The sequence below is a fragment of the Pseudomonas campi genome (assembly GCF_013200955.2).
Classification (GTDB): Bacteria; Pseudomonadota; Gammaproteobacteria; order Pseudomonadales; family Pseudomonadaceae; genus Aquipseudomonas; species Aquipseudomonas campi.
This window is the reverse complement of the sequence record NZ_CP053697.2, coordinates 509,299-531,383: the sequence shown is the minus strand read 5'-3', so window position 1 is coordinate 531,383 and position 22,085 is coordinate 509,299. Positions and strand designations below refer to the sequence as shown.

Here is a 22,085-nt window from a genome sequence, read left to right as displayed (position 1 = left end):
GCACCCTCTCCCCGGAGGGGCGAGGGTCATCAGCTGGCCTGCTGCGCAGGCGTTTATTTATCCCAGTCGCAGGCGGCTCGCGCCCACCAGCCAGCTGTACACCACGTAGAGCAGCATGGTGGCCAGCAACAGCAGGCCGCCGAGGGCCGTGGCCATGCCCCAGTTGATGGTGGTGTTGGTATAGAAGGCGACGAAGTAGCTGATCATCTGGTCGCTCGGGCTGCCCAGCAGCGCCGGGGTGATGTAGTAGCCAATCGACAGGATGAACACCAGCAGGCAACCGGCACCGACGCCGGCCAGGGTCTGCGGGAAGTACACCCGCCAGAAGCTGGCGAAGGGGTGGCAGCCCAGCGAAATGGCGGCGCGCATGTAGGTGGGCGAAATGCCCTTCATCACGCTGAAGATCGGCAGGATCATGAACGGCAGCATGATGTGCACCATGGCCACATAGACCCCGGTGCGGTTGAACACCAGCTGCAACGGTTCGTCGATGATGCCCATGGCCATCAGCGCGCCGTTGATCAAGCCGCCCGACTGCAGCAGCACGATCCACGCCGCCACCCGCACCAGGATCGAGGTCCAGAACGGCAGCAGCACCAGGATCATCAGCAGGTTGCTGGTACGGGTCGGCAGGTTGGCCAGCAGGTAGGCCAGCGGATAGGCCAGTACCAGGCAGATAGCGGTGATCACCAGACTCATCCAGAAGGTACGGGCGAAGATGTCCAGGTAGATGGCCTGATCCGGGGTGGCCGGGGCCAGTTCGCCGAGGTCGTCGATGCGATGATCGAGGGCCGCCAGCAGGTAATAGGAGGTAAAGGCACTGTCGTTGCGGCGGATCACCTGCCAGTAGGCCGGGTCGCCCCAGCGCTCGTCGAGGCTCTCCAGGGCATCCTTGTAGGACGCCGGCTCCTGCTTGAACGGCAGCGCACGGCCGGTCTTGGCCATCAGGCTGCGGTAGCCGGCCAGCTCCATGTTCAGGCGCTTGGACAGGTCACCGATGGTCTGCTTCTTGCGCGCCTCGCCCAGGTCCAGGCTGAGGGCCTTGTAGGCAGCCTCTTCCGGCAGGCCACGGCCATCCCAGGCGGCAATCGCCTCCACGGTACGCGGCAGGCTACGCACCACTTCCGGGTTCTCCACGCTTTTGTAGAGCAGGATGCCGATCGGCAGGATGAACACCACCACGAGGAACACCAGCAGTGGCAGGATCAAGCCCTGCGCCTTGAGGCGATTGATCCGCTCGGCACGCGCCAGCTTCTGCTTCAACGTGAGGCCGGCGAATTGGGTGAGGGAGATGGTTTCGGCCATTGCTAGCTCCGCGAAATCTGGCCGCGCGAGGCGGCAGGAAAAAAGAGATGAGGGCGCGCACCGGGCACCGGCCTCATCCCCAGCCCCGCACCACAGTGCGGGGAGTCACGCAGTTGCTTGGCATCGACCAGGGGCGAGGTGCCCCGGCCGATAGCCTGGCCAGCCTTACTTGGCGGCCCAGGCGTTGAAGCGCTGTTCCAGCTGCTCGCCGTAGTCGGCCCAGAAGGTCACGTTCATGGCCACCTGGTTGGCGATGTTTTCCGGGGTGGTCGGCATGTCGACCAGCAGGCCCTTGTCGAGCAGCGCCACGGCGTTCTTGTTGGCCGGGCCGTAGGCGATGTTCGACGAGTAGACCTTCTGCTGCTCAGGCTGCACGCTGAAGGCGGCGAAGGCCTTGGCCGCATCGAGGTCCTTGGCACCTTTGGGGATGGCCCAGGAGTCGAAGTCGTAGACGCCACCGTTCCACACCACTTTCAGGTTGCTCTCCTTCTGCACGGCGGCGATGCGGCCGTTGTAGGCGGAGCTCATGACCACGTCACCGGAGACGAGGAACTGCGGCGGCTGGGCACCGGCTTCCCACCACTGGATGTGCGGCTTGATCTGGTCGAGTTTCTTAAAGGCGCGGTCCTGGCCTTCCTGGGTGGCGAGCACGCTGTACACGTCTTTCGGCGCCACGCCGTCAGCCATCAGGGCGAATTCCAGGGTGTACTTGGCACCCTTGCGCAGGCCGCGCTTGCCCGGGAACTTGGCCACGTCCCAGAAATCGGCCCAGCCGGTCGGCGCTGCAGCGAGCTTGTCGGCGTTATAGGCGAGCACTGTCGACCAGACGAAGAAGCCTACGCCGCAAGGCTGCACGGCGCCGTCGATGTAGTTGGCGGCATCGCCGAACAGGGCCGGGTCGAGTTCCTCGAACAGACCTTCGTCACAACCGCGCGCCAGTTCCGGCGATTCCACTTCCACCAGATTCCACGACACGCTGTTGGTGTCGACCATGGCTTTGACCTTGGCCATCTCGCCGTTGTATTCGCCGGCGATCACCTTGCCTTTGCCGGCCGCTTCCCAGGGTTGATAGAAGGCCTTGGCCTGGGCTTCCTTGTTGGCGCCACCGAAGGAAATCACCGTCAGATCGGCGGCCGCCGCCTGGCCGGCGCACGCCAGGCCGAGGGCCAGGGCGCCGAGACGAAGGTTGCTGTGCAGTTTGCTCATTGTTGTTTTCTCCACTGTGCAGGTTTTTTAAACAGGCCCTAGGGCGCTACAGCACTCACTCCGCCATCAGCGGATCGAGCGCGCGAACGTGTTCCACATGCCAGCCAAGCGGCACCACATCGCCCACGCCCATGGCGGGATCGAGCTCGGCAATCGGCTGTTTGACGAAGAAGTCGGGTTTGCCACACACCTCCATGCGGATGCGCACGTGGTCGCCCAGGTAGATAAATTCCACCACCCGCCCGGAGAAGCGGTTGGCGCACTGCTCGCTGGCACCGTTGAGGCGCACGCGCTCGGGACGGATCGACAGGGTCACCGGCTCGCCGGGGCCGCCGACGTTGACCGCCAGCGCCTCGATCTTCTCGCCACGCGCCAGACCGACCACGCAACGCTCGCCGTCGCGGCTGAGCAGCTGGCCGCTGATGCGATTGTTCTCGCCGATGAAGTTGGCCACGAAGGTGTTCTTCGGCGCTTCGTAGAGGTCACGCGGCGGGGCGATCTGCTGGATCTCGCCCTGGTGGAACACCGCCACCCGGTCGGACATGGTCAGCGCCTCGCCCTGGTCGTGGGTCACGTAGACCACGGTCACGCCCAGGCGCTGGTGGATGTGCTTGATCTCCATCTGCATGTGCTCGCGCAGCTGCTTGTCCAGCGCACCGAGCGGCTCATCCATCAGTACCAGCTGCGGCTCGAACACCAGCGCACGGGCCAACGCCACGCGCTGCTGCTGGCCGCCGGAGAGCTGTGCGGGGTAGCGGTTGCGGAACTTGTCGAGCTGCACCATGGACAGTGCGCGCTTGACCCGCTCGCTGCAGTCGGTCTTGTTCATGCCGCGCACGGTCAGCGGGAAGGCCAGGTTCTCGGCCACCGTCATGTGCGGGAACAGCGCGTAGTTCTGGAACACCATGCCGATGTCGCGCTTGTGCGGCGGCACGTTGTTGATCGCCCGGCCAGCGAGCAGGATCTCTCCGGCGGTCGGCGTCTCGAAGCCGGCCAGCATCATCAGGCTGGTGGTCTTGCCCGAGCCGGAGGGCCCGAGCAGGGTGAGGAATTCGCCTTTGCGAATATCCAGGTTGAGGTCTTTGACGATCAGGTTCTCGCCATCGTAGCTCTTCTGCACACCACGAAAACTGACCAGTACATCGTTGCAAGCATTCTCGGCCATCACCACACCCGTGTTCTTGTCTGCCATGGCTACAGACTAGAGAGGCCGGGGCATCGCGCAAATCGGGCGGTATGACTGATTGCTATAAGGCGAGGGGAAAGCCTGCTGTAGGGCTCGCCCTACACAAAACACGGGTAGCCCGGATGCAATCCGGGAAGCGCTCCCACCCGGATTGCATCCGAGCTACAGCAGCTTGTGCTCCATCGCATACTTCACCAGATCGGCCACCGAATGGCTGCCGAGCTTCTGCATCAGGCGCGCCTTGTGGGTGCTGACGGTCTTGCTGCTGATCGACAGGTGCAGGGCAATCTCGTTGACCCCCTCACCCTGCACCAGCCGCTCGAACACCGAGAACTCGCGCTCGGAGAGCTGCGCATGGGGCGGCCGCGAATCGGTCAGGCCGACCTCGAAGACCATGCGGTCGGCCAGGTCCGGGTCGATGTAGCGGCCACCCGCGGCGACCTTGCGGATGGCGGTGAGCAGCAGCGCCGGGTCGCTGTCCTTGGTCGCATAACCGGCCGCGCCGATCTTCAGCGCGCGGGCGGCCATCTGCGCCTCGTCGTGCATGGACAGCACCAGCACCGCCGGCGGATTGCTCAGCGCGCGGATCCGCGGAATCGCCTCCAGGCCGTTGACCCCGGGCATGGAGATATCCAGCAGCACCACTTCGCAGGGCGTGTGACGCAGGGTCTCCAGCAGTTGCTCGCCGTTGCAGGCCTCACCCACCACCAGCAGGTCCTTGGCCAGGCCGATCAGTTGCTTGATGCCCTCGCGGACGATGGTGTGGTCTTCGGCTACCAGTACTCGAATCACGCGATTTCCTCTTGTTCATCCAGGGCCACCCGCACGCTGAGGGTCACGCCCTCGCCCGGCTGGCTGTCGATCTGCAGCGTACCGCCGAGCATCAGCACCCGCTCGCGCATGCCGACCAGGCCGAACGATTGTGCGCGCGCCGCCTGCGGATCGAAGCCGCGACCATCGTCGCTGACGCTCAGGCACAGCTGGTCGCCCTCCACGCTCAGGCGCACGGCCACAGTATGCGCCTGGGCGTGGCGCAGCACGTTGGTCAGCGCTTCCTGCAGCACGCGGAACAGGCCGATCGCCTTGGCGTCGGACAGCGCTGGCAACTGCTGCTCGGGCACTTCGACCAGGCAGGGGATCTGGCTGCGCGCCTCGAAACGCCGCGCCTGCCACTCGATGGCCGAGGCGATGCCGGCATCCAGGATCGGCGGGCGCAGCGCGGTGGCCACGTCGCGCACCAGCTGGAACAGGTTGGCGATCAGCTTCTTCATACTCTCCAGACGCTCGCGCAGGCCGCCGTCCAGCTCGCCGTAGGCCAGCTCGCACATCGAGGTTTCCAGCTTGAGCACGGTAAGCACCTGGCCCAGCTCGTCGTGCACCTCGCGGGCGATGCGCGCCTTCTCCTCCTCGCGCACGCTCTCCAGGTGTGCCGACAAGTCGCGCAGCTGGGCCCGCGACTCGGCCAGCTGCAGCTCGATCTGCTTGTTCTCGCTGATGTCCCAGACCATGCCGTCCCACACCACGTGTTCGCCATCCAGGTGGCGGGCCCGCGCCTTGATGTCGGCCCAGCGCTGGCGACCATCACGGGTGAGGATGCGCCCTTGCCACTGCCAGTCACTGGCCGCCGCGATGGCCGAGTCCTGGGTGGCGTGGTAGAGCGCCCGGTCGTCCGGGTGGACCAGGCTGCGAATGCCGAAATCGGCGGCCATGATCTGCACCGGCGGATAGCCCACCAGCTGCTCACTGCCTTCGCTGATATAGGCGAAGTCCACCGGCGCCCCAGGCAGCGGGCGCTCCAGGCGGAACACCAGGCCCGGCACGTTGCTGGCGATGCCCTTCAGGCGCGCCTCGCTTTCCTCCAGCGCCGCATGGGCGCGGCGGCGCTCGGTGACATCGGTGATGTACACCACCAGGTACTCGGCGTCGCGAAAACGCAGGAAACTCAGCGACACATCCGCCGGCATCAGGCTGCCGTCGGCGCGCAGGCAGTTGCTCTCGAAACTCAGCGCGGCCTCGTCACGCGAGCGCACCCGGCGCCACAGGTTGAGCCAGCGATCCATGCTCAGGTTCGGCTCGATCAGTTCCAGCGGCCGTTCGACCAGCGCCTCGCTGCTGTAGCCGAGCATCTGCGCCACCGCGCGGTTGGCGTAGCGTATGTGGCTGTCCCAGTTGACCCAGAGGATGCCCACGGTGCTGTGGTCGATGGAGAACTGGGTCAGGCGCAAGGCCTCTTCCGCCGCTTCGCGCAGGGCCAGGGCCTGGCGTGCATCGAGCAGGCGATGCTCCAGACGCGAACGCTGGCGGCGCAACACGGCCAGCAGGGCCAGGCTGACCAGCAACAAGGTGCCGAGCAGCAGGCTGAGATTGCGCCAGAAGCGCGGCGAGTCCTTGATGCCCGGTTTCTGCGCGGTCAGCCAGCGGTTCTGCAACTGTTCCAGGGTCTGCGCCGGCAGGGCACGCAGGGCCGCATCGATGATCGTTGCCAGTTGCGGCCAGTCGCGCCGGGTGCCGATGCGCAGCAGTTGCGGCAGACCGACATCGCCGACCACCTGCAAAGTGGCGAACTCGCTTTCCTGGCTCAGGCGGCTGAGCTGCGCCTGATCGACCACGGCGAAGCGCGCCTGCTGTTCCAGCACCGCCTGCAGCGCCTGGCGATCAGACGGCTGCGCTAGCAGCTTGAGGTTGAAATAGTTGCTGCGCAGGTAGTCGGCCACGCTGCTGGGCATACGCGTGGCGATCACATCCGTGGCGCCGAGCTGCTCCAGTTCGATGGCCACGGTGCCCAGGCGCTCGCCCACCAGCAGATGCGGAATGCGCAGGTAAGGGTCGGAATACAGCCACTGGCGCAGCCCCGCCGGAGTCTGGCTGAGACCGGGGGCGAGATCGACCTTGCCGGCGCGCAGGGCCTCCTCCAGCGCCTGCTGATCGGGATAGCCACGCCAGCTGAACTGCACCGGAAGGCTCTTGCCCAGCGCCTCGAACAGCTCGATATTCAAGCCACTCAGTTGCTGCTGGCGGCGAGTGAACTCGGCATAGGGCGCCTGCAGCACGACGCCGACACGCAGGCGCGGGTGCTCGGCCAGCCAGGCCCGCTGGCTCTCATCCAGCGCCACACCATCGCCCGCCGCTGCCGCCCATAGCCAGGGTGACAGCAACACCAGCAACCCACCGAACAGCACTTGCCTCATTCGCACATCAATCGTCCGTCAGCCGAGCTTTCATCGCCATACCTTACTCCGGAGCCACGGTTGCCAGGCAAGCCACACCTGACAAATTCCGGGCGAGCGCTTAGTCTGCTGGAACCCGCCGCCATTCAGATGTCTGTGATGCCCAACCTCCTGCGCCCGACACTTATCGCTGCCGCCTTTGGCCTTAGCCTGACTCTTGCCGATCCCGTGCTGGCCGAAGAAGCCCCGGCGACAACAGCGCCAGCCGCTGAAGAAACAGCTCCGGCGACAGACTCTGCAACTTCCCCCGCCGACGCTCCGGCGGCCGAGCGGGCGCCCCTGGAAGAACGCAGCGTCGAAGCGGCCAGCGGCCTCGAGCGCCAGCTGCCGCAAGACGAGCAACAACAACTGAAGGCGGGCGACGAGACATTCCTGGCGCTGTGGAAACCCGCCAATGTCGGCGAGCCGACGGGCGTGGTGATCCTGCTGCCCGCCAGTGGGGAGAGTGCAGACTGGCCGCAGGCCATCGGCCCATTGCGCAGCAAACTGCCAGATGCCGGCTGGAGCAGCCTCAGCCTGACCCTGCCGGATCTGCCGCAGCTCGCGCCGGCAGTGGCCCCGGCGACAGTCGACACCGCCACGCCGCCCAGCGCTGCCAGCGCGCCGGCGGATGCAGCCGCAACGGATAGCCAGGAGGCCGCAGATAGCGCCAGCGCAGATGCGGCGGCAGATGCCACTACGCCGCCGGCCACCCCGGACAGCAGCGCCACAGCGCCGAGCCCGGCGATTGACCCGGCGCCGCGCATCTTCGCCCGCATCCAGGCGGCCATCGCCTTTGCCGAACAGCAGCAGGCGAAAGCCATCGTCCTGCTTGGCCATGGCGACGGTGCTTACTGGGCCGCCCGCTTCATCGCCGAGCAGAAGCCGCCACAGGTAGAGCATCTGCTGGTGGCCGCACCGGCCTTGCCGGAAGGAATGACGCCGCCACTGGAAGAACTGCTGCCCGGGCTGCAGCTACCTACCGGCGACTTCTACTACAAGGACCAGAGCAGCGACCGCAGCGCCGCCACCCGCCGCCTGCATGCGAGCAAGCGCCTGCAGCACAAGGCCTACACCCAGATAGCGCTGAAGGCCCTGCCGGGCAATCCGAGTGCGGAGCAGGAACAGCTGTTCCGGCGTATTCGTGGCTGGCTGGACAAGGCGTTGCCGGCGAAGAAATAGGGCTGAGCCTTTAGAACCTGTTTACGATCTTTTGGACTAGAGCCAGACAAGGCAAAAGTAGCCGAGGAAGCGCAGTTTACGTGCTGTAAATGAGCATTCCGAGGCTGCTTTTAACGCCGTATGGCCGACGGCCAGGAGATCGTAAACAGGTTCTTAGCGAAAGCCGCGCCGCGAGCGAATCAGCTCATAGGCCTGGTGCAACTCACCAGTGCGCTCGGTGGCCGCGCGAATCTGCGCGGGGCTGGCGCCACCACCGGCCAGCTTGTCCGGGTGATGCTGACTGAGCAGCTTGCGGTAGGCCCGCTTGATCGCCGCCGGCTCACTGCTGTTCTTTACCCCGAGCAGGCGCAAGGCCGCCTGGTAGTCGCCGGGAACCGGATCGACCACCCGCCGGTTCGGCTCGTACTCATCGGCCAGAGTATTCAGGTCGTCACGCGCCCAGCCCAACCAGCTGCCCCATTGCTGGATCAGCTCATACTCCTGCTCGCTGACCCGGCCATCAGCCCAGGCCATGCGCCAGCAACTGCGCAGCAGCACTTCGGCCCGCTCGGGGCGCCGACGCAGCCCCAGCAGAGGTTCCTCGAAGCTATCCGTCATCTGCTTGCCCCGCGCGAAGGCAGCCATCGCCCGCTGCCGCGCCGTCTCGCCCAGACGCAGACGTTGCATCTCCTGGCGTGCCGCGTGGATATGCACCTGCAGCACGCGACCATCGCACTTGGCCAGACGCCCGAGGAGCATGAACAGCAGCTCATCGTCATCCAGTCGCGGCGGCCAGAACAAGGCGCGCAGGCTGGCCCAGGACTGCAGTTTGAGGCGGCGATCGAGCACCTGGCCGAGCAGGCCACCGAGCAAGGCGCCCGGAATGCTGGCCAGCGCCCAGCCCGCCAGCACCCCGAGCACGGTTACCGGCCAGAACATATCAGTGCCCCGCCGCCAACAGCTGCTCGACCTCGGCCAGGCGCTCGTGGGTGCCGACATCCACCCAGCGCCCGTGGAAGTGTTCGCCCGTCACCTGGCCATCCGTCATCGCCCGACGCAGTAAAGGCGCCAGTTTGAATGTACCGGGCTGGCAACCGGCAAACAGCTGTGGATGCAGCACGGCGATACCGCTGTAGGTCAGGCTGGGCTGGTCGGCGACGGCATCGCTGACGCGCCCCTCATGCAAGTGGAAGTCGCCAGTCGGATGATGGGGCGGGTTATCCACCAGCAGCAGATGGGCCAGGCCCGCCAGCGGTTGGCGCACCCGGGCGAAGTCGAAATCACTCCAGATATCGCCATTGACCACCAGGAACGGCTCGTCACCCAGCAGCGGCAGGGCGCGGAAGATGCCGCCGCCGGTTTCCAGCGGTTCACCTTCGGCGGAGTAGCGGATGCTCAGGCCGAAACGTGCGCCATCACCCAGGTAGTCCTCGATCTGCTGGCCCAGCCAGGCGTGATTGATCACCAGTTCACGAAAGCCGGCCGCCGCCAGGGCGCGCACATGGAACTCGATCAGCGGCACGCCGCCGGCGCGCACCAAGGGTTTGGGGGTGTGCAGGGTCAGCGGACGCAGGCGCTCGCCCTTGCCGGCAGCCAGGATCATCGCCTTCATGCCGGCTGGTTCTCCCGCTGCGGCAGGCTGGCGAGCAGCTCGCCGAGTACCGCCAGTTCGGGACGGCGCGCCAGCACCGCTTCTATATAAGTGAAGAAGCGCGGCACATCGCCCAGGTACTTGGGCTTGCCGTCGCGGTGGCAGATGCGCGCGAAGATGCCGATGACCTTGAGGTGACGCTGCACGCCCATCAGGTCGCTGGCGCGGTGAAAGGCCGCGAAGTCCGCTGGCAGTTCGATGCCGGCCTCGCCCGCCAGTTGCCAGTAGCGCTGCAGCCAGCTCAGCACGCGCTCTTCCGGCCAGCTGAGGAAGGCATCCTTGAACAGGCTGGTCACGTCGTAGCTGACCGGGCCATGTACCGCGTCCTGGAAATCCAGCACGCCCGGATTGGGCGCACTGAGCATCAGGTTGCGCGGCATGTAGTCGCGATGCACCAGCACCCGCGGCTGGGCCAGGGCGCTATCGACCAAGAGGTCGCACACTTGCTGCCACTGCGCCTGCTGCGCGGCATTCAGCTCGACGCCCAGGTGCCGCTGCAGGTACCAGTCGGGGAACAGTTGCAGCTCGCGGCGCAGCAAGGCGTCGTCATAAGGCGGCAGCTGGCCGTCGACCGGCAGTTTCTGCAAGGTCACCAGCGCCTGCAGGGCCTGCTCGAACAACCCATCGGCATTGTCCGCATTGAGCACTTCCAGCCAGGTCTGCCGGCCGAGGTCGTCGAGCAACAGGAAGCCGCGCTCGACATCGGCAGCGAGAATCCGCGGCACATTTACCCCGGCCGCGGCCAACATGCCGGCCACCTTGACGAAGGGTCGGCAGTCTTCCTGGGGTGGCGGCGCATCCATGACGATCAGCGTGCGCCCGGCCCCCTGCCAGCGGAAATAACGGCGAAAACTGGCATCGCTGCTGGCCGGGGTCAGCTCGGCATTGGGCACAGGGCCCCAGCCTTCGGCAGCAAACAACGCGGGCAAACACTGCTCCAGCCAGCCCTGCAGCAGCTGGAAGCGTACATCTTGATCAGGCATTACAAGGGTCTCCGACGGCGCTAGCCGTTGCGCGGGTCATGCTTTATTATCCAGCATCTTTTTTCGCCCATCGAGAGGCGTGCGGCCCCCGCGGGTCGAAGGCGCGCAGGAAGCCCGGACTAACAAGATGGCAGTAAAAATCCCCGTGTTCCGTAAAAAATTCCCACTGCTGGTCACCGGCAGCCTGCTGGCCATGCAGCCAGTAGCCACTCCGTTGGTTATTGCCGCCGAGCAGTTCGACTGCCAGGCCTCCACCTCCGGTGGTTGGGCCTGTGCGCCAAAAGCCGACAGCAGCGCCCAGTTGCCGCGCCCGCAGCATACCGCGACTGCGGTCAGTGCGGTCTCCGGTTCCGCGAAGTCTGCCGACGGCGAAAGCGCTGGCGAGCAGTCGCAGGCCGTACTGGTTACCGAAAGCGAGGGCAAAGGCCTGAGCAGTCGCAGTGCGGACTACAGCCATCTCGACTGGGTGCCGCGCGACAAGCTGTCCGCGGCCCAGCTGGCCGAAGTCGGCCCTTACTGCGCCGGTTCCTATGTCGAACCCCTGCGCCCGGGCATGAGCGACGACACGCCGATGGATGAGGCGCCGATGTTCGTCTCCGCCAAAGCCTCGCGCTACGCCCAGGAAACCCAGACCGCCACCCTCGCCGGTGACGTAGTGATCCGTCAGTCCGGCATGCAGATCGAGGCCGACGAAGCCAAGCTGCACCAGACCGAGAACCGCGGCGAGCTGCTCGGCAACGTACGCCTGCGTGACCAGGGCACCCTGGTGGTCGGCGACCGCGCAGAGATCCAGCTGGACAATGGCGAAGCCAAGGTCGAGAACGCCGAGTACGTATTGCACAAAGGCCACGTGCGCGGCAGCGCGCTGTACGCCAAGCGCGAAGACAGCGCAATCATCCGCCTCAAGGATGGCACCTACACCCGCTGCGAACCGGGCAGCAACGCCTGGAACCTCAAGGGCAACAACATCAAGCTGAACCCGGCCACCGGCTTCGGCACCGCGACCAATGTGACGTTGCGGGTGAAGGACATTCCGGTGTTCTACACCCCGTACATCTATTTCCCGATCGACGATCGCCGCCAGTCCGGCTTCCTCGCTCCGAGCATTGGCTCGTCGGACGACACCGGCTTTCTCCTGGCCACCCCGTACTACTTCAACCTGGCGCCGAACTACGACGCGACCCTGTACCCCACCTACATGAGCAACCGTGGCTTGCTGCTGGAAGGTGAAGGGCGCTACCTGACCAAGAGCAGCGAAGGCCAGATCGGCGGCGCCTGGCTGGATGACCAGGAAGACGAGCGCAAGCTGCAGTCCGAGTATGAAGACCAGCGCTGGATGTACAACTGGCAGCACAAGGGCGGCCTCGATTCGCGCCTGCTGGCGGAAGTCGACTACACCGACATCAGCGATCCGTATTATTTCCAGGACCTCGACAGCGACCTGGAAGTCAGCCGCAGCACCTTCGTCAACCAGCAGGGTGCGCTGACCTACCGTGGCGACAGCTTTACCGCCCGCCTCAATGCCCATGCCTACGAACTGGCCACGGTCACCGACATCACGCCCTATGACCGCCTGCCGCAGATCACTTTCAACGGCGCGCTGCCGTTCCAGCCGGGCGGCCTGAACTTCGCCTACCAAACCGAGTTCGTGCGCTTCGATCGCGACCTGCGCAGCGGCAACTTCAGCGATGAAGATGGCAACCTGGAACCCTGGTACGACACCCGAATCAAGGGCCTGGCCCGTGCCAACGGCGACCGCGTCCACCTGGAGCCAGGCGTCAGCCTGCCGCTGAACTGGACCTGGGGCTACGTCAAACCGACCATCAAGTACCTGCAGACCAACTACGATCTGGATCTGGATCAGCGCGGCGAAGACACCCTGCTCGCCGAGCAGGAGTTCAGCAGCAGCCAGAACCGTGGCGTCGGCCTGTTCAGCCTGGACAGCGGCCTGTACTTCGACCGCAATACTTCACTGTTCGGCACCAACTACCGCCAGACCCTGGAGCCACGCCTGTTCTACCTCTATGTTCCTGAGGAAGACCAGACCGATATCCCGGTCTTCGACACCGGCGAGTCGACCTTCAACTATTCCGCGCTATTCCGCGAGAACCGCTTTACCGGCAGGGATCGCATCGGTGACGAAAACAAACTGTCGCTGGGCGTGACCAACCGCTGGATCGAATCGAACGGCTTCGAACGGCAGCGTTTCAGCATTGGCCAGGCCATCTACTTTGCCGACCGCGAAGTGCAGCTGCCGGGCATCGACTTCAGCACCCGTGACGATGCGCAGGCCAATGTCTCGCCGTACGCACTGGAATACCTGTACCGTTTCAACCGCGACTGGCGCTTCTCGTCTGACTTCAACTGGGATCCGGATAGCAGCAGCACCCGCTCCGGCAGTGCGATGTTCCACTACCAGCCAGAAGCCAACCCGAACAAAGTGGTCAACGTCGGCTATCGCTACCGCAACGATGCCGTGCGTTATGACCAGTCCACCGGTGAGTGGAATGTCGGCGGCGGTGACTTCGGCAGAGAAGAATATGAAACCGATGGCAACCCAAATACTGTTTTCATCAAGGACTACTACAAGGTCGACCAACACGACTTCTCGATCATCTGGCCAGTCATCCCGCAGTGGAGCGCTATCGCACGCTGGCAACATGACTACAACCAGAACCGTACTCTCGAGGCCTTCGGTGGCTTCGAATACGACAACTGCTGCTGGAAACTGCGCCTGATCAACCGTTACTGGATCGACTACGACGAATACAGTCTGAACCCGAGCCAGAATGATCAACCCGACCGCGGTATCTTCCTGCAGATCGTCCTGAAAGGGCTCGGTGGCGTGGTAGGTAACAAGGCGGAAAGTTTCCTCGACCAAGGTATCCAGGGTTATCGTCAACGTGAAGATCAAGCTTTCTGATTGCCTGCGCCCGCTGCTGCTGGGCGCCGTTTTTCTCGGTTCTGCAGTACAGGCCGAGATCCAGTCCCTCAACCGTGTAGTCGCCATCGTCGATAACGATGTGATCATGCAAAGCCAGCTGGATGCCCGTGCCCGTGAGGTGCAACAGACCATCGCCAAGCGTGGCGCGCAGCTGCCGCCCACCGAGGTTCTCAACCAACAGGTACTCGAACGCCTGATCGTCGAAAACCTGCAACTGCAGATCGGCGACCGTTCCGGCATCCGCATCACCGACGAAGAACTGAACCAGGCGATGGCCAGTATTGCCCAGCGCAATAACCTGACCCTCGAGCAGTTCAGCGCCGCTCTCCAGCGCGACGGCCTGTCCTACAATGATGCGCGCGAGCAGATTCGTCGCGAGATGGTCATCAGTCGCGTACGTCAGCGCCGCGTGGGTGAGCGCATCCAGGTCACCGACCAGGAAGTGAAGAACTTCCTCGCCTCCGACCTCGGCAAGATGCAGCTGTCGGAAGAGTTCCGCCTGGCCAACATCCTGATTCCGCTGCCCGAGGGTGCCTCTCCGGAAGCCATCCAGGCGGCTGCACGCAAGGTCAGCGAAGTCTATGACCAGCTGCGTAGCGGTGCCGACTTCGCCCAGTCGGCCATCAGCCACTCGGCCAGTGAAAACGCCCTGGAAGGCGGTGAGATTGGCTGGCGCAAGGCGGGCCAGCTGCCACCGCCACTGGATGGTCTGATCAGCGCGCTGGCGCCTGGTGAGATCACCGAACCGATTCGTACGCCCAACGGTTTCATGATCATCAAGCTGTTGGAAAAACGTGGCGGCAGCAGCGTGGTGAGCGATGAGGTGCATGTGCGCCACATCCTGATCAAGCCCAACGAGATCCGTAGCGAAACCGAAACCCGTCGCCTGGCCGAGCGCCTGTATGAGCGCATCGTTTCCGGTGAAGATTTTGCCGAGCTGGCGAAGAATTACTCCGAGGACCCAGGCTCTGCACTGAATGGCGGCGATCTCAACTGGATCGACCCCAGCACCCTGGTACCCGAGTTCCGCGACGTGATGGCCAAGACCTCCAGCGGCGAGCTGTCCAAGCCGTTCAAGAGCCAATACGGCTGGCACGTTCTGGAAGTGCTCGGCCGCCGCGCCACCGACAACAGCGAGAAGTTCCGCGAGCAGCAGGCGATGAACGCCCTGCGCAATCGCAAGTACGACGAAGAGCTGCAGGCCTGGCTGCGCCAGATCCGCGACGAAGCCTACGTCGAGATCAAGCTCTAACTGGGCTTGCTGTAACACCCAAGCCCGGCACCGCCGGGCTTTTTTTCGCCACTAGCTTTCAGCGTAAAGTGTTGGCTTGCCTCGCTACCACCGCCCAGAAGAGAACCTGCCGATGTCCACCGCCCAGCTTTTCGCCCTGACCCCTGGTGAGCCTGCCGGCATCGGCCCTGATCTGTGCCTGTTGCTCGCGCGCACCGTCCAGCCTCACCCCCTAGTCGCCATCGCCAGCCGTGAGCTGCTGAGTGAACGAGCAGTAGAATTGGGTCTGCACATCGAACTGCTGAGCGCCTCCCCCGGCAACTGGCCAAGCCTACCCGCGCCGGCCGGCAGCCTGTATGTCTGGGATACCCCACTGCAGGCAACGGTCCAGCCCGGCCAGCTTGACGCCGTCAACGCCGCCTATGTCCTGCAGACCCTGACCCGCGCCGGCCAGGGCTGCCTGGATGGCGACTTCGCCGGCATGATCACCGCCCCCGTACACAAAGGCGTGATCAACGAAGCGGGCATTGCCTTCTCAGGGCATACCGAATTCCTCGCCGAACTGACCCACACCGAACAAGTGGTGATGATGCTCGCGACCCGCGGCCTGCGCGTGGCCCTGGTGACCACCCACCTGCCGCTCAAGGATGTCGCCGCCGCCATCACCGCCGAGCGCCTGACACAGGTCGCGCGCATCCTGCACGCCGACCTGGTGGAGAAGTTCGGCATCGCCCAGCCACGCATCCTGGTCTGCGGACTCAACCCCCATGCCGGCGAAGGCGGCCACCTGGGCCGCGAGGAAATCGAGGTGATCGAACCGACCCTCGAACTGCTGCGCGGCGAAGGCCTGAACCTGATTGGCCCGCTGCCGGCCGACACCCTGTTCACCCCCAAGCACCTCGACCACTGCGATGCGGTACTGGCCATGTACCACGACCAGGGCCTGCCGGTACTCAAGTACAAGGGCTTTGGCGCGGCGGTCAACGTCACCCTGGGCCTGCCGATCATCCGTACCTCGGTCGACCACGGCACCGCCCTGGACCTGGCCGGCAGCGGCCAGATCGACAGTGGCAGCCTGCAAGTGGCCCTGGAAACCGCCTACATGATGGCCTCCAGCAGGAGCTGAACCGGGCAGGCAGCCCGGCTTGCCTACGGCCTGCCCCGGCAATGCTGTTAAACTGCCGCTCTTTGCATTCGCTTCAAGCGTGCGGCTTGAAGCCTGGAGCTGTCCCGATGTCCGAATACCAACACCGCGCGCGCAAGCGCTTTGGCCAGAACTTCCTGCATGACGCCGGGGTGATTCACCGCATCCTGCGCGCTATCCACGCCCGCGAAGGCGAGCGCCTGCTGGAGATCGGCCCAGGCCAGGGCGCCCTGACCGAAGGCCTGCTGAGTAGCGGCGGCCAGCTCGACGTGATCGAACTCGACCTCGACCTGATCCCGATCCTGCAGGGCAAGTTCGGCCACTTGGCCAACTTCCGCCTGAACCAGGGCGACGCGCTGAAGTTCGATTTCAACCGTCTCGAAGCCGCACCGCACAGCCTGCGCGTGGTCGGCAACCTGCCTTACAACATCTCCACGCCGCTGATCTTCCACCTGCTGGACAACGCCCCGCTGATCCGCGACATGCACTTCATGCTGCAGAAGGAAGTGGTCGAACGCCTGGCCGCCGAGCCGGGTGGTGGCGACTGGGGCCGTCTGTCGATCATGGTGCAGTACCACTGCCGCGTGGAGCATCTGTTCAACGTCGGCCCCGGCGCGTTCAATCCGCCGCCCAAGGTTGACTCAGCCATCGTCCGCCTGGTGCCGCACGACGTGCTGCCATTCCCGGCCAAGGACCATCTCCTGCTCGAACGCGTGGTGCGCGAGGCCTTCAACCAGCGCCGCAAGACCCTGCGCAATACGCTCAAGGGCCTGCTCAGCAGCGCCGAAATCGAAGCTGCCGGTGTCGATGGCAGCCTGCGCCCGGAGCAACTCGACCTGGCCGCCTTCGTGCGCCTGGCCGATCAGCTCGCCGCGCAACCCAAGGTCCAGACCCAGGACTAAACTGCTTTACAGCTTCCCGAGTTGCCGCCCATGCCCGATTCGCGCTACCAGGTCGACGTCAGCGTCGCCACCCGCTATCTGCCGGAGCAATCCAGCCCGGAGCAGAACCGCTTCGCCTTCGCCTACACGGTGACCATCCACAACAACGGCACGGTGGCCGCCAAGCTGCTCAGCCGCCACTGGATCATCACCGACGGCGATGGCCGCGTGCAGGAAGTCCGCGGCGCCGGCGTGGTCGGCCAGCAGCCGCACCTGCAGCCAGGCGAGAGCCACACCTACAGCAGCGGCACAGTGATGGCGACCAAGGTCGGCAACATGCAAGGCAGTTACCAGATGCTCGCCGACGACGGCAAACGCTTCGACGCCACCATCGCCCCCTTCCGCCTGGCCATGCCTGGCGCCCTGCACTGATGGCCACCTACGCCGTCGGCGACCTGCAGGGCTGCCTGCAACCGCTCAAGTGCCTGCTCGAACGCGTCGCCTTCGACCCGGCCAAGGATCGCCTGTGGCTGGTCGGCGACCTGGTCAACCGTGGCCCGCAGTCGCTGGAAACCCTGCGCTTCCTCTATACCATGCGCGACGCGCTGGTCTGCGTGCTGGGTAACCATGACCTGCACCTGCTGGCCGTGGCCCACAACATCGAGCGCCTGAAGAAAAACGACACCCTGCAGGAAATCCTCGACGCGCCCGATCGCCAGAATCTGCTCGATTGGCTGCGCCAGCAGAAGCTCATGCACCACGACGCCGAGCGCGATATCGCCCTGGTGCATGCCGGCATCCCGCCGCAGTGGACCGTGGAGAAAGCCCTCAAGCGCGCCGCCGAAGTCGAGGAAGTCCTGCGCGACGATGCCCGCCTGCCGCTGTTCCTCGACGGCATGTATGGCAACGAGCCGGCCAAGTGGGACAAGGACCTGCATGGCATTCCCCGTCTGCGGGTGATCACCAACTACTTCACGCGCATGCGTTTCTGCACGGCCGACGGTACCCTCGACCTGAAGAGCAAGGAAGGCGTCGGCACCGCCCCACCCGGCTACGCCCCCTGGTTCAGCTACCCGCAACGCAAGAGCCGCGGGCGCAAGATCATCTTCGGCCACTGGGCGGCGCTGGAAGGCCAGTGCGACGAGCCCGGCCTCAGCGCCCTGGACAGCGGCTGCGTGTGGGGCGGCGCCATGACCCTGATGAACATCGACAGCGGCGAACGTCTGCGCTGCGACTGCCCGGAGAACCACCCATGAGTGAATTCAAACGTATCCCGCCAGAGCAGGCCCAGAGCCTGCGCGAACAAGGCGCCGTGGTGGTCGATATCCGCGACCCGCAGAGCTTTGCCAACGGCCATATCAGCGACTCGCAGCATCTGGACAACCACTCGCTGGCCGACTTCATCGCCAAGGCCGACTTCGACCAGCCGCTGATCGTCACCTGCTACCACGGCAACTCCAGCCAGAACGCGGCTGCCTATCTGGCGCATCAGGGCTTCGCCGAGGTCTACAGCCTGGATGGCGGCTTCGAGCTGTGGCGCAGCCAGTACCCGGATCAGGTCGCGCGCAGCGACGCCGAATAATTTTTTACACAGGGCGCAAAGCCGCGCCCCACGCCGCCCGCAGGGCATATGCCGACAAACGGTAATAGCTTGTAACCCCAGCATCACGCTTGACGCTGCCGAATCCGAACTACTCTTAGGTCGAGGCCATCCAAAAGGGAGAGCCGGCACACCGGTTCCGGGCCATCGGTAGCGTTTTTAGGTGTTCTGGGGGTTTTCTAACGGCCGACGCGTCGACCGCCTCTGCACCCGCCCGAATGACCCTTGCCGGCTCCATGCAGCGAGCGAGGTGCAGTTATGAGTATATTCAGCCACTTCCAGCAACGCTTCGAATCGACCCGCCAGGAGGAATATTCGCTTCAGGAATACCTCGAACTGTGCAAAGCGGATCGCAGCGCCTACGCCACGGCATCCGAGCGTCTGCTGATGGCTATCGGCGAGCCGGAGCTGATCGATACTTCGAGCAACTCTCGGCTGTCGCGCATCTTTTCCAACAAGGTGATCCGTCGCTACCCAGCCTTTGCCGACTTCCACGGCATGGAAGAGTGCATCGACCAGATCGTCTCCTACTTCCGCCACGCCGCTCAGGGCCTGGAAGAGAAGAAACAGATCCTCTACCTGCTCGGTCCGGTCGGCGGCGGCAAGTCGTCACTGGCAGAAAAGCTCAAGCAGCTGATGGAAAAAGTGCCCTTCTATGCGATCAAGGGCTCACCGGTATTCGAGTCGCCGCTGGGGCTGTTCAATGCCAGTGAAGACGGTGCCATCCTCGAAGAGGACTACGGCATCCCGCGGCGCTACCTCAACAGCATCATTTCGCCCTGGGCAACCAAGCGCCTGACCGAGTTCGGTGGTGACATCAGCCAGTTCCGCGTGGTCAAGCTGTATCCCTCGATACTCAACCAGATCGCCGTGGCCAAGACCGAACCGGGCGACGAGAACAACCAAGACATCTCCGCCCTGGTCGGCAAGGTGGATATCCGCAAGCTGGAGGAATTCCCGCAGAACGACGCCGACGCCTACAGCTACTCGGGCGCCCTGTGCCGTGCCAACCAGGGCCTGATGGAATTCGTCGAGATGTTCAAGGCACCGATCAAGGTCCTGCACCCCTTGCTCACCGCCACCCAGGAAGGCAACTACAACAGCACCGAAGGCCTCGGCGCGATTCCCTACAGCGGCATCCTGCTGGCCCACTCCAACGAGTCCGAGTGGCACAGCTTCCGCAACAACAAGAACAACGAGGCGTTCATCGACCGCATCTACATCGTCAAGGTGCCGTACTGCCTGCGCGTCACCGACGAGGTGAGAATCTACGACAAACTGCTGTTCAACAGCTCGCTGGCCAAGGCCCATTGCGCCCCGGACACCCTGAAGATGCTCGCCCAGTTCTCCGTGCTCAGCCGCCTGAAAGAACCGGAGAACTCCAACATCTACTCGAAGATGCGCGTCTACGACGGCGAGAACCTCAAGGACACCGACCCCAAGGCCAAGTCGATCCAGGAGTACCGCGACACGGCGGGCGTCGATGAAGGCATGAACGGTCTGTCGACCCGCTTCGCCTTCAAGATTCTGTCCAAGGTATTCAACTTCGACCCGCACGAGATCGCCGCCAACCCGGTGCACCTGCTGTATGTGCTGGAGCAGCAGATCGAGCAGGAACAGTTCCCCGCCGAAGTGCGCGAGCGCTACCTGCGCTTTATCAAGGAATACCTGGCACCGCGCTACATCGAGTTCATCGGTAAGGAAATCCAGACCGCCTACCTGGAGTCCTACAGCGAGTATGGGCAGAACATCTTCGACCGCTATGTGCTGTACGCCGACTTCTGGATTCAGGACCAGGAATACCGCGACCCGGAAACCGGCGAGATCCTCAACCGCGTGGCCCTCAACGAGGAGCTGGAGAAGATCGAGAAGCCGGCCGGAATCAGCAACCCGAAGGATTTCCGCAACGAGATCGTCAACTTTGTGCTGCGCGCCCGTGCCAACAACAACGGCAAGAACCCGACCTGGCTCAGCTACGAGAAGCTGCGCGTGGTGATCGAGAAGAAGATGTTCTCCAACACCGAGGATCTGCTGCCGGTCATCAGCTTCAACGCCAAGGCAAGCAAGGAGGATCAACAGAAGCACAACGACTTTGTTACCCGAATGGTCGAACGTGGCTACACCGAGAAGCAGGTGCGCCTGCTGTCCGAGTGGTATCTGCGGGTTCGCAAGTCGCAGTAACCCGTTGCCGGCGCGGCACTCGCTGCCGCGCTGGTCGCCGTGCGTCCGCAAGGCGTACGTGCAACGAACCGACTCATGGCCTCGCGAGCTAGAGCAAAACGCGCCGCAGGCTATGTGCAGGTTCTAAGGAGATGTCATGAGCTATGTGATAGACCGGCGTCTGAATGGCAAGAACAAGAGCACGGTGAACCGCCAGCGTTTCCTGCGGCGTTACCGTGACCACATCAAGAAGGCAGTGGAGGAGGCCGTCAGCCGGCGCTCCATCACCGATATGGAGCACGGCGAACAGATCAGCATTCCCGGCCGTGATATCGACGAGCCGGTGCTGCACCATGGCCGCGGCGGCAAGCAGACCACCGTGCACCCCGGCAACAAGCAGTTCAGCGGTGGCGACCATATCCCTCGCCCACAGGGCGGTGGTGGTCGCGGCGCCGGCAAGGCGAGCAACTCCGGCGAAGGCATCGACGAGTTCGTCTTTCAAATCACCCAGGAGGAATTCCTCGACTTCATGTTCGAGGACCTGGAACTGCCCAACCTGGTCAAACGCCACCTGACCGGCAGCGACACCTTCAAGACCGTGCGCGCCGGTATCAGCAACGAAGGTAACCCGTCCCGTATCAATATCGTGCGCACCCTGCGCTCGGCCCATGCCCGGCGCATCGCCCTGTCCGGCAGCAGCCGCGGCAAGCTCAAGCTGGCCCTGGCCGAACTGGAGCGCCTGAAGCTCGAAGAACCGGACAACTTCAGTGACATCCAGGCGCTGGAAGAGGAAATCAGCAAGCTGCGCGTACGCATCAACCGCGTGCCGTTTCTCGACACCTTCGACCTCAAGTACAACCTGCTGACCAAGCAGCCCAATCCCAGCTCCAAGGCGGTGATGTTCTGCCTGATGGACGTGTCCGGCTCGATGACCCAGGCCACCAAGGACATCGCCAAGCGCTTCTTCATCCTCCTGTACCTGTTCCTCAAGCGGAACTACGACAAGATCGAGGTGGTGTTCATCCGCCACCACACCAGTGCCAAAGAGGTCGACGAGGAGGAGTTCTTCTACTCGCGGGAAACCGGCGGCACCATCGTCTCCAGCGCACTGAAAATGATGCAGGAGATCATGGCCGCGCGTTACCCGATCAACGAGTGGAACATCTATGCCGCCCAGGCGTCGGACGGCGACAACTGGAACGACGATTCGCCGATCTGCCGCGATATCCTGATCAACCAGATCATGCCGTTCGTGCAGTACTTCACCTACGTCGAGATCACCCCGCGCGAACACCAGGCGCTGTGGTTCGAGTACGAGCAGGTCGGCGAAAACTATGCCGACACCTTCGCCCAGCAGCAGCTGGTCTCGTCCGCCGATATCTACCCGGTGTTCCGTGAACTGTTCCAGCGCCGCCTGGTGACCTGAG

At 64.0% G+C, this 22,085-nt stretch carries 18 protein-coding genes; 10 read left to right on the top strand and 8 right to left on the bottom strand.

The annotated features are described in order from the left end of the window. Positions 1-57: 57 nt before the first annotated feature. The 5 genes from HNE05_RS02275 to HNE05_RS02255 all read right to left on the bottom strand — a co-directional run bounded on the left by HNE05_RS02275 (position 58) and on the right by HNE05_RS02255 (position 6,885). Positions 58-1,305, bottom strand: coding sequence for an ABC transporter permease (locus HNE05_RS02275; protein ID WP_173211560.1), 1,248 nt, complete (start codon positions 1,303-1,305; stop codon positions 58-60). Between the two features lie 165 nt (positions 1,306-1,470). Continuing rightward, a complete protein-coding gene (locus HNE05_RS02270; RefSeq protein WP_173211559.1) occupies positions 1,471-2,511 on the bottom strand; it encodes an ABC transporter substrate-binding protein in 1,041 nt (346 codons plus the stop codon). Positions 2,512-2,566: 55 nt separating this feature from the next. Next, on the bottom strand, positions 2,567-3,676 hold the full coding sequence (locus tag HNE05_RS02265) for an ABC transporter ATP-binding protein (protein WP_173211762.1): 1,110 nt from the start codon (positions 3,674-3,676) through the stop codon (positions 2,567-2,569). Positions 3,677-3,859: 183 nt separating this feature from the next. Then, entirely contained in the window at positions 3,860-4,489 is a 630-nt protein-coding gene (locus HNE05_RS02260) for a response regulator (RefSeq protein ID WP_173211558.1), read from the bottom strand. Next, complete coding sequence (locus tag HNE05_RS02255) at positions 4,486-6,885, bottom strand: PAS domain-containing sensor histidine kinase (protein WP_173211557.1); 2,400 nt, start codon at positions 6,883-6,885, stop codon at positions 4,486-4,488. The genes HNE05_RS02260 and HNE05_RS02255 overlap by 4 nt, the downstream gene beginning before the upstream one ends. Positions 6,886-7,023: 138 nt before the next feature. On the opposite strand from HNE05_RS02255, the gene HNE05_RS02250 reads away from it, so the two are divergent. Beyond that, on the top strand, positions 7,024-8,085 hold the full coding sequence (locus HNE05_RS02250) for an alpha/beta hydrolase family protein (RefSeq protein ID WP_173211556.1): 1,062 nt from the start codon (positions 7,024-7,026) through the stop codon (positions 8,083-8,085). A 153-nt stretch (positions 8,086-8,238) separates the two neighbouring features. On the opposite strand, the gene HNE05_RS02245 is transcribed toward HNE05_RS02250, so the two are convergent. The 3 genes from HNE05_RS02245 to HNE05_RS02235 are packed head-to-tail and all read right to left on the bottom strand — an operon-like array spanning position 8,239 to position 10,698. Further along, on the bottom strand, positions 8,239-9,003 hold the full coding sequence (locus HNE05_RS02245; protein WP_173211555.1) for a TerB family tellurite resistance protein: 765 nt from the start codon (positions 9,001-9,003) through the stop codon (positions 8,239-8,241). A gap of 1 nt (position 9,004) precedes the next feature. Continuing rightward, a complete protein-coding gene (murU, locus tag HNE05_RS02240) occupies positions 9,005-9,676 on the bottom strand; it encodes an N-acetylmuramate alpha-1-phosphate uridylyltransferase MurU (protein ID WP_173211554.1) in 672 nt (223 codons plus the stop codon). After that, a complete protein-coding gene (locus tag HNE05_RS02235) occupies positions 9,673-10,698 on the bottom strand; it encodes an aminoglycoside phosphotransferase family protein (protein ID WP_173211553.1) in 1,026 nt (341 codons plus the stop codon). The genes murU and HNE05_RS02235 overlap by 4 nt, the downstream gene beginning before the upstream one ends. Positions 10,699-10,825: 127 nt before the next feature. Between HNE05_RS02235 and HNE05_RS02230 the strand changes: the two genes are divergently transcribed. The 9 genes from HNE05_RS02230 to HNE05_RS02190 all read left to right on the top strand — a co-directional run bounded on the left by HNE05_RS02230 (position 10,826) and on the right by HNE05_RS02190 (position 22,084). Then, a complete protein-coding gene (locus tag HNE05_RS02230) occupies positions 10,826-13,621 on the top strand; it encodes an LPS-assembly protein LptD (protein ID WP_173211552.1) in 2,796 nt (931 codons plus the stop codon). Next, entirely contained in the window at positions 13,602-14,894 is a 1,293-nt protein-coding gene (locus HNE05_RS02225; RefSeq protein WP_173211551.1) for a peptidylprolyl isomerase, read from the top strand. The genes HNE05_RS02230 and HNE05_RS02225 overlap by 20 nt, the downstream gene beginning before the upstream one ends. Before the next feature lie 112 nt (positions 14,895-15,006). Continuing rightward, positions 15,007-15,999 (top strand): 4-hydroxythreonine-4-phosphate dehydrogenase PdxA, encoded by a 993-nt coding sequence (gene pdxA, locus HNE05_RS02220; protein ID WP_173211550.1) that lies wholly within the window; start codon positions 15,007-15,009, stop codon positions 15,997-15,999. 107 nt (positions 16,000-16,106) lie between these two features. Beyond that, positions 16,107-16,919: a 16S rRNA (adenine(1518)-N(6)/adenine(1519)-N(6))-dimethyltransferase RsmA gene (gene rsmA / locus HNE05_RS02215; protein ID WP_173211549.1), complete on the top strand. Its 813-nt coding sequence runs from the start codon at positions 16,107-16,109 to the stop codon at positions 16,917-16,919. A 30-nt stretch (positions 16,920-16,949) separates the two neighbouring features. After that, positions 16,950-17,330: a Co2+/Mg2+ efflux protein ApaG gene (apaG, locus tag HNE05_RS02210; RefSeq protein ID WP_173211548.1), complete on the top strand. Its 381-nt coding sequence runs from the start codon at positions 16,950-16,952 to the stop codon at positions 17,328-17,330. Then, on the top strand, positions 17,330-18,154 hold the full coding sequence (locus HNE05_RS02205) for a symmetrical bis(5'-nucleosyl)-tetraphosphatase (RefSeq protein WP_173211547.1): 825 nt from the start codon (positions 17,330-17,332) through the stop codon (positions 18,152-18,154). Before apaG ends, HNE05_RS02205 begins: the two co-directional genes overlap by 1 nt. Then, entirely contained in the window at positions 18,151-18,480 is a 330-nt protein-coding gene (gene glpE / locus HNE05_RS02200) for a thiosulfate sulfurtransferase GlpE (RefSeq protein WP_173211546.1), read from the top strand. Before HNE05_RS02205 ends, glpE begins: the two co-directional genes overlap by 4 nt. A 276-nt stretch (positions 18,481-18,756) precedes the next feature. Beyond that, positions 18,757-20,679, top strand: a complete 1,923-nt coding sequence (locus HNE05_RS02195) for a PrkA family serine protein kinase (protein WP_173211545.1) — start codon at positions 18,757-18,759, stop codon at positions 20,677-20,679. 136 nt (positions 20,680-20,815) lie between these two features. Further along, positions 20,816-22,084, top strand: a complete 1,269-nt coding sequence (locus tag HNE05_RS02190; protein ID WP_173211544.1) for a YeaH/YhbH family protein — start codon at positions 20,816-20,818, stop codon at positions 22,082-22,084. The last annotated feature ends 1 nt before the right edge of the window (position 22,085 follow it).

Bases quoted from the DNA above. Each gene is read 5' to 3' on its own strand.
- murU (WP_173211554.1), bottom strand. From the start codon at position 9,676: ATGAAGGCGATGATCCTGGCTGCCGGCAAGGGCGAGCGCCTGCGTCCG.
- HNE05_RS02250 (WP_173211556.1), top strand. From the start codon at position 7,024: ATGCCCAACCTCCTGCGCCCGACACTTATCGCTGCCGCCTTTGGCCTT.
- HNE05_RS02235 (WP_173211553.1), bottom strand. From the start codon at position 10,698: ATGCCTGATCAAGATGTACGCTTCCAGCTGCTGCAGGGCTGGCTGGAG.
- HNE05_RS02205 (WP_173211547.1), top strand. From the start codon at position 17,330: ATGGCCACCTACGCCGTCGGCGACCTGCAGGGCTGCCTGCAACCGCTC.
- HNE05_RS02265 (WP_173211762.1), bottom strand. From the start codon at position 3,676: ATGGCCGAGAATGCTTGCAACGATGTACTGGTCAGTTTTCGTGGTGTG.
- HNE05_RS02195 (WP_173211545.1), top strand. From the start codon at position 18,757: ATGAGTATATTCAGCCACTTCCAGCAACGCTTCGAATCGACCCGCCAG.
- pdxA (WP_173211550.1), top strand. From the start codon at position 15,007: ATGTCCACCGCCCAGCTTTTCGCCCTGACCCCTGGTGAGCCTGCCGGC.
- glpE (WP_173211546.1), top strand. From the start codon at position 18,151: ATGAGTGAATTCAAACGTATCCCGCCAGAGCAGGCCCAGAGCCTGCGC.
- apaG (WP_173211548.1), top strand. From the start codon at position 16,950: ATGCCCGATTCGCGCTACCAGGTCGACGTCAGCGTCGCCACCCGCTAT.
- HNE05_RS02230 (WP_173211552.1), top strand. From the start codon at position 10,826: ATGGCAGTAAAAATCCCCGTGTTCCGTAAAAAATTCCCACTGCTGGTC.
- HNE05_RS02255 (WP_173211557.1), bottom strand. From the start codon at position 6,885: ATGAGGCAAGTGCTGTTCGGTGGGTTGCTGGTGTTGCTGTCACCCTGG.
- HNE05_RS02245 (WP_173211555.1), bottom strand. From the start codon at position 9,003: ATGTTCTGGCCGGTAACCGTGCTCGGGGTGCTGGCGGGCTGGGCGCTG.
- HNE05_RS02270 (WP_173211559.1), bottom strand. From the start codon at position 2,511: ATGAGCAAACTGCACAGCAACCTTCGTCTCGGCGCCCTGGCCCTCGGC.
- rsmA (WP_173211549.1), top strand. From the start codon at position 16,107: ATGTCCGAATACCAACACCGCGCGCGCAAGCGCTTTGGCCAGAACTTC.
- HNE05_RS02190 (WP_173211544.1), top strand. From the start codon at position 20,816: ATGAGCTATGTGATAGACCGGCGTCTGAATGGCAAGAACAAGAGCACG.
- HNE05_RS02275 (WP_173211560.1), bottom strand. From the start codon at position 1,305: ATGGCCGAAACCATCTCCCTCACCCAATTCGCCGGCCTCACGTTGAAG.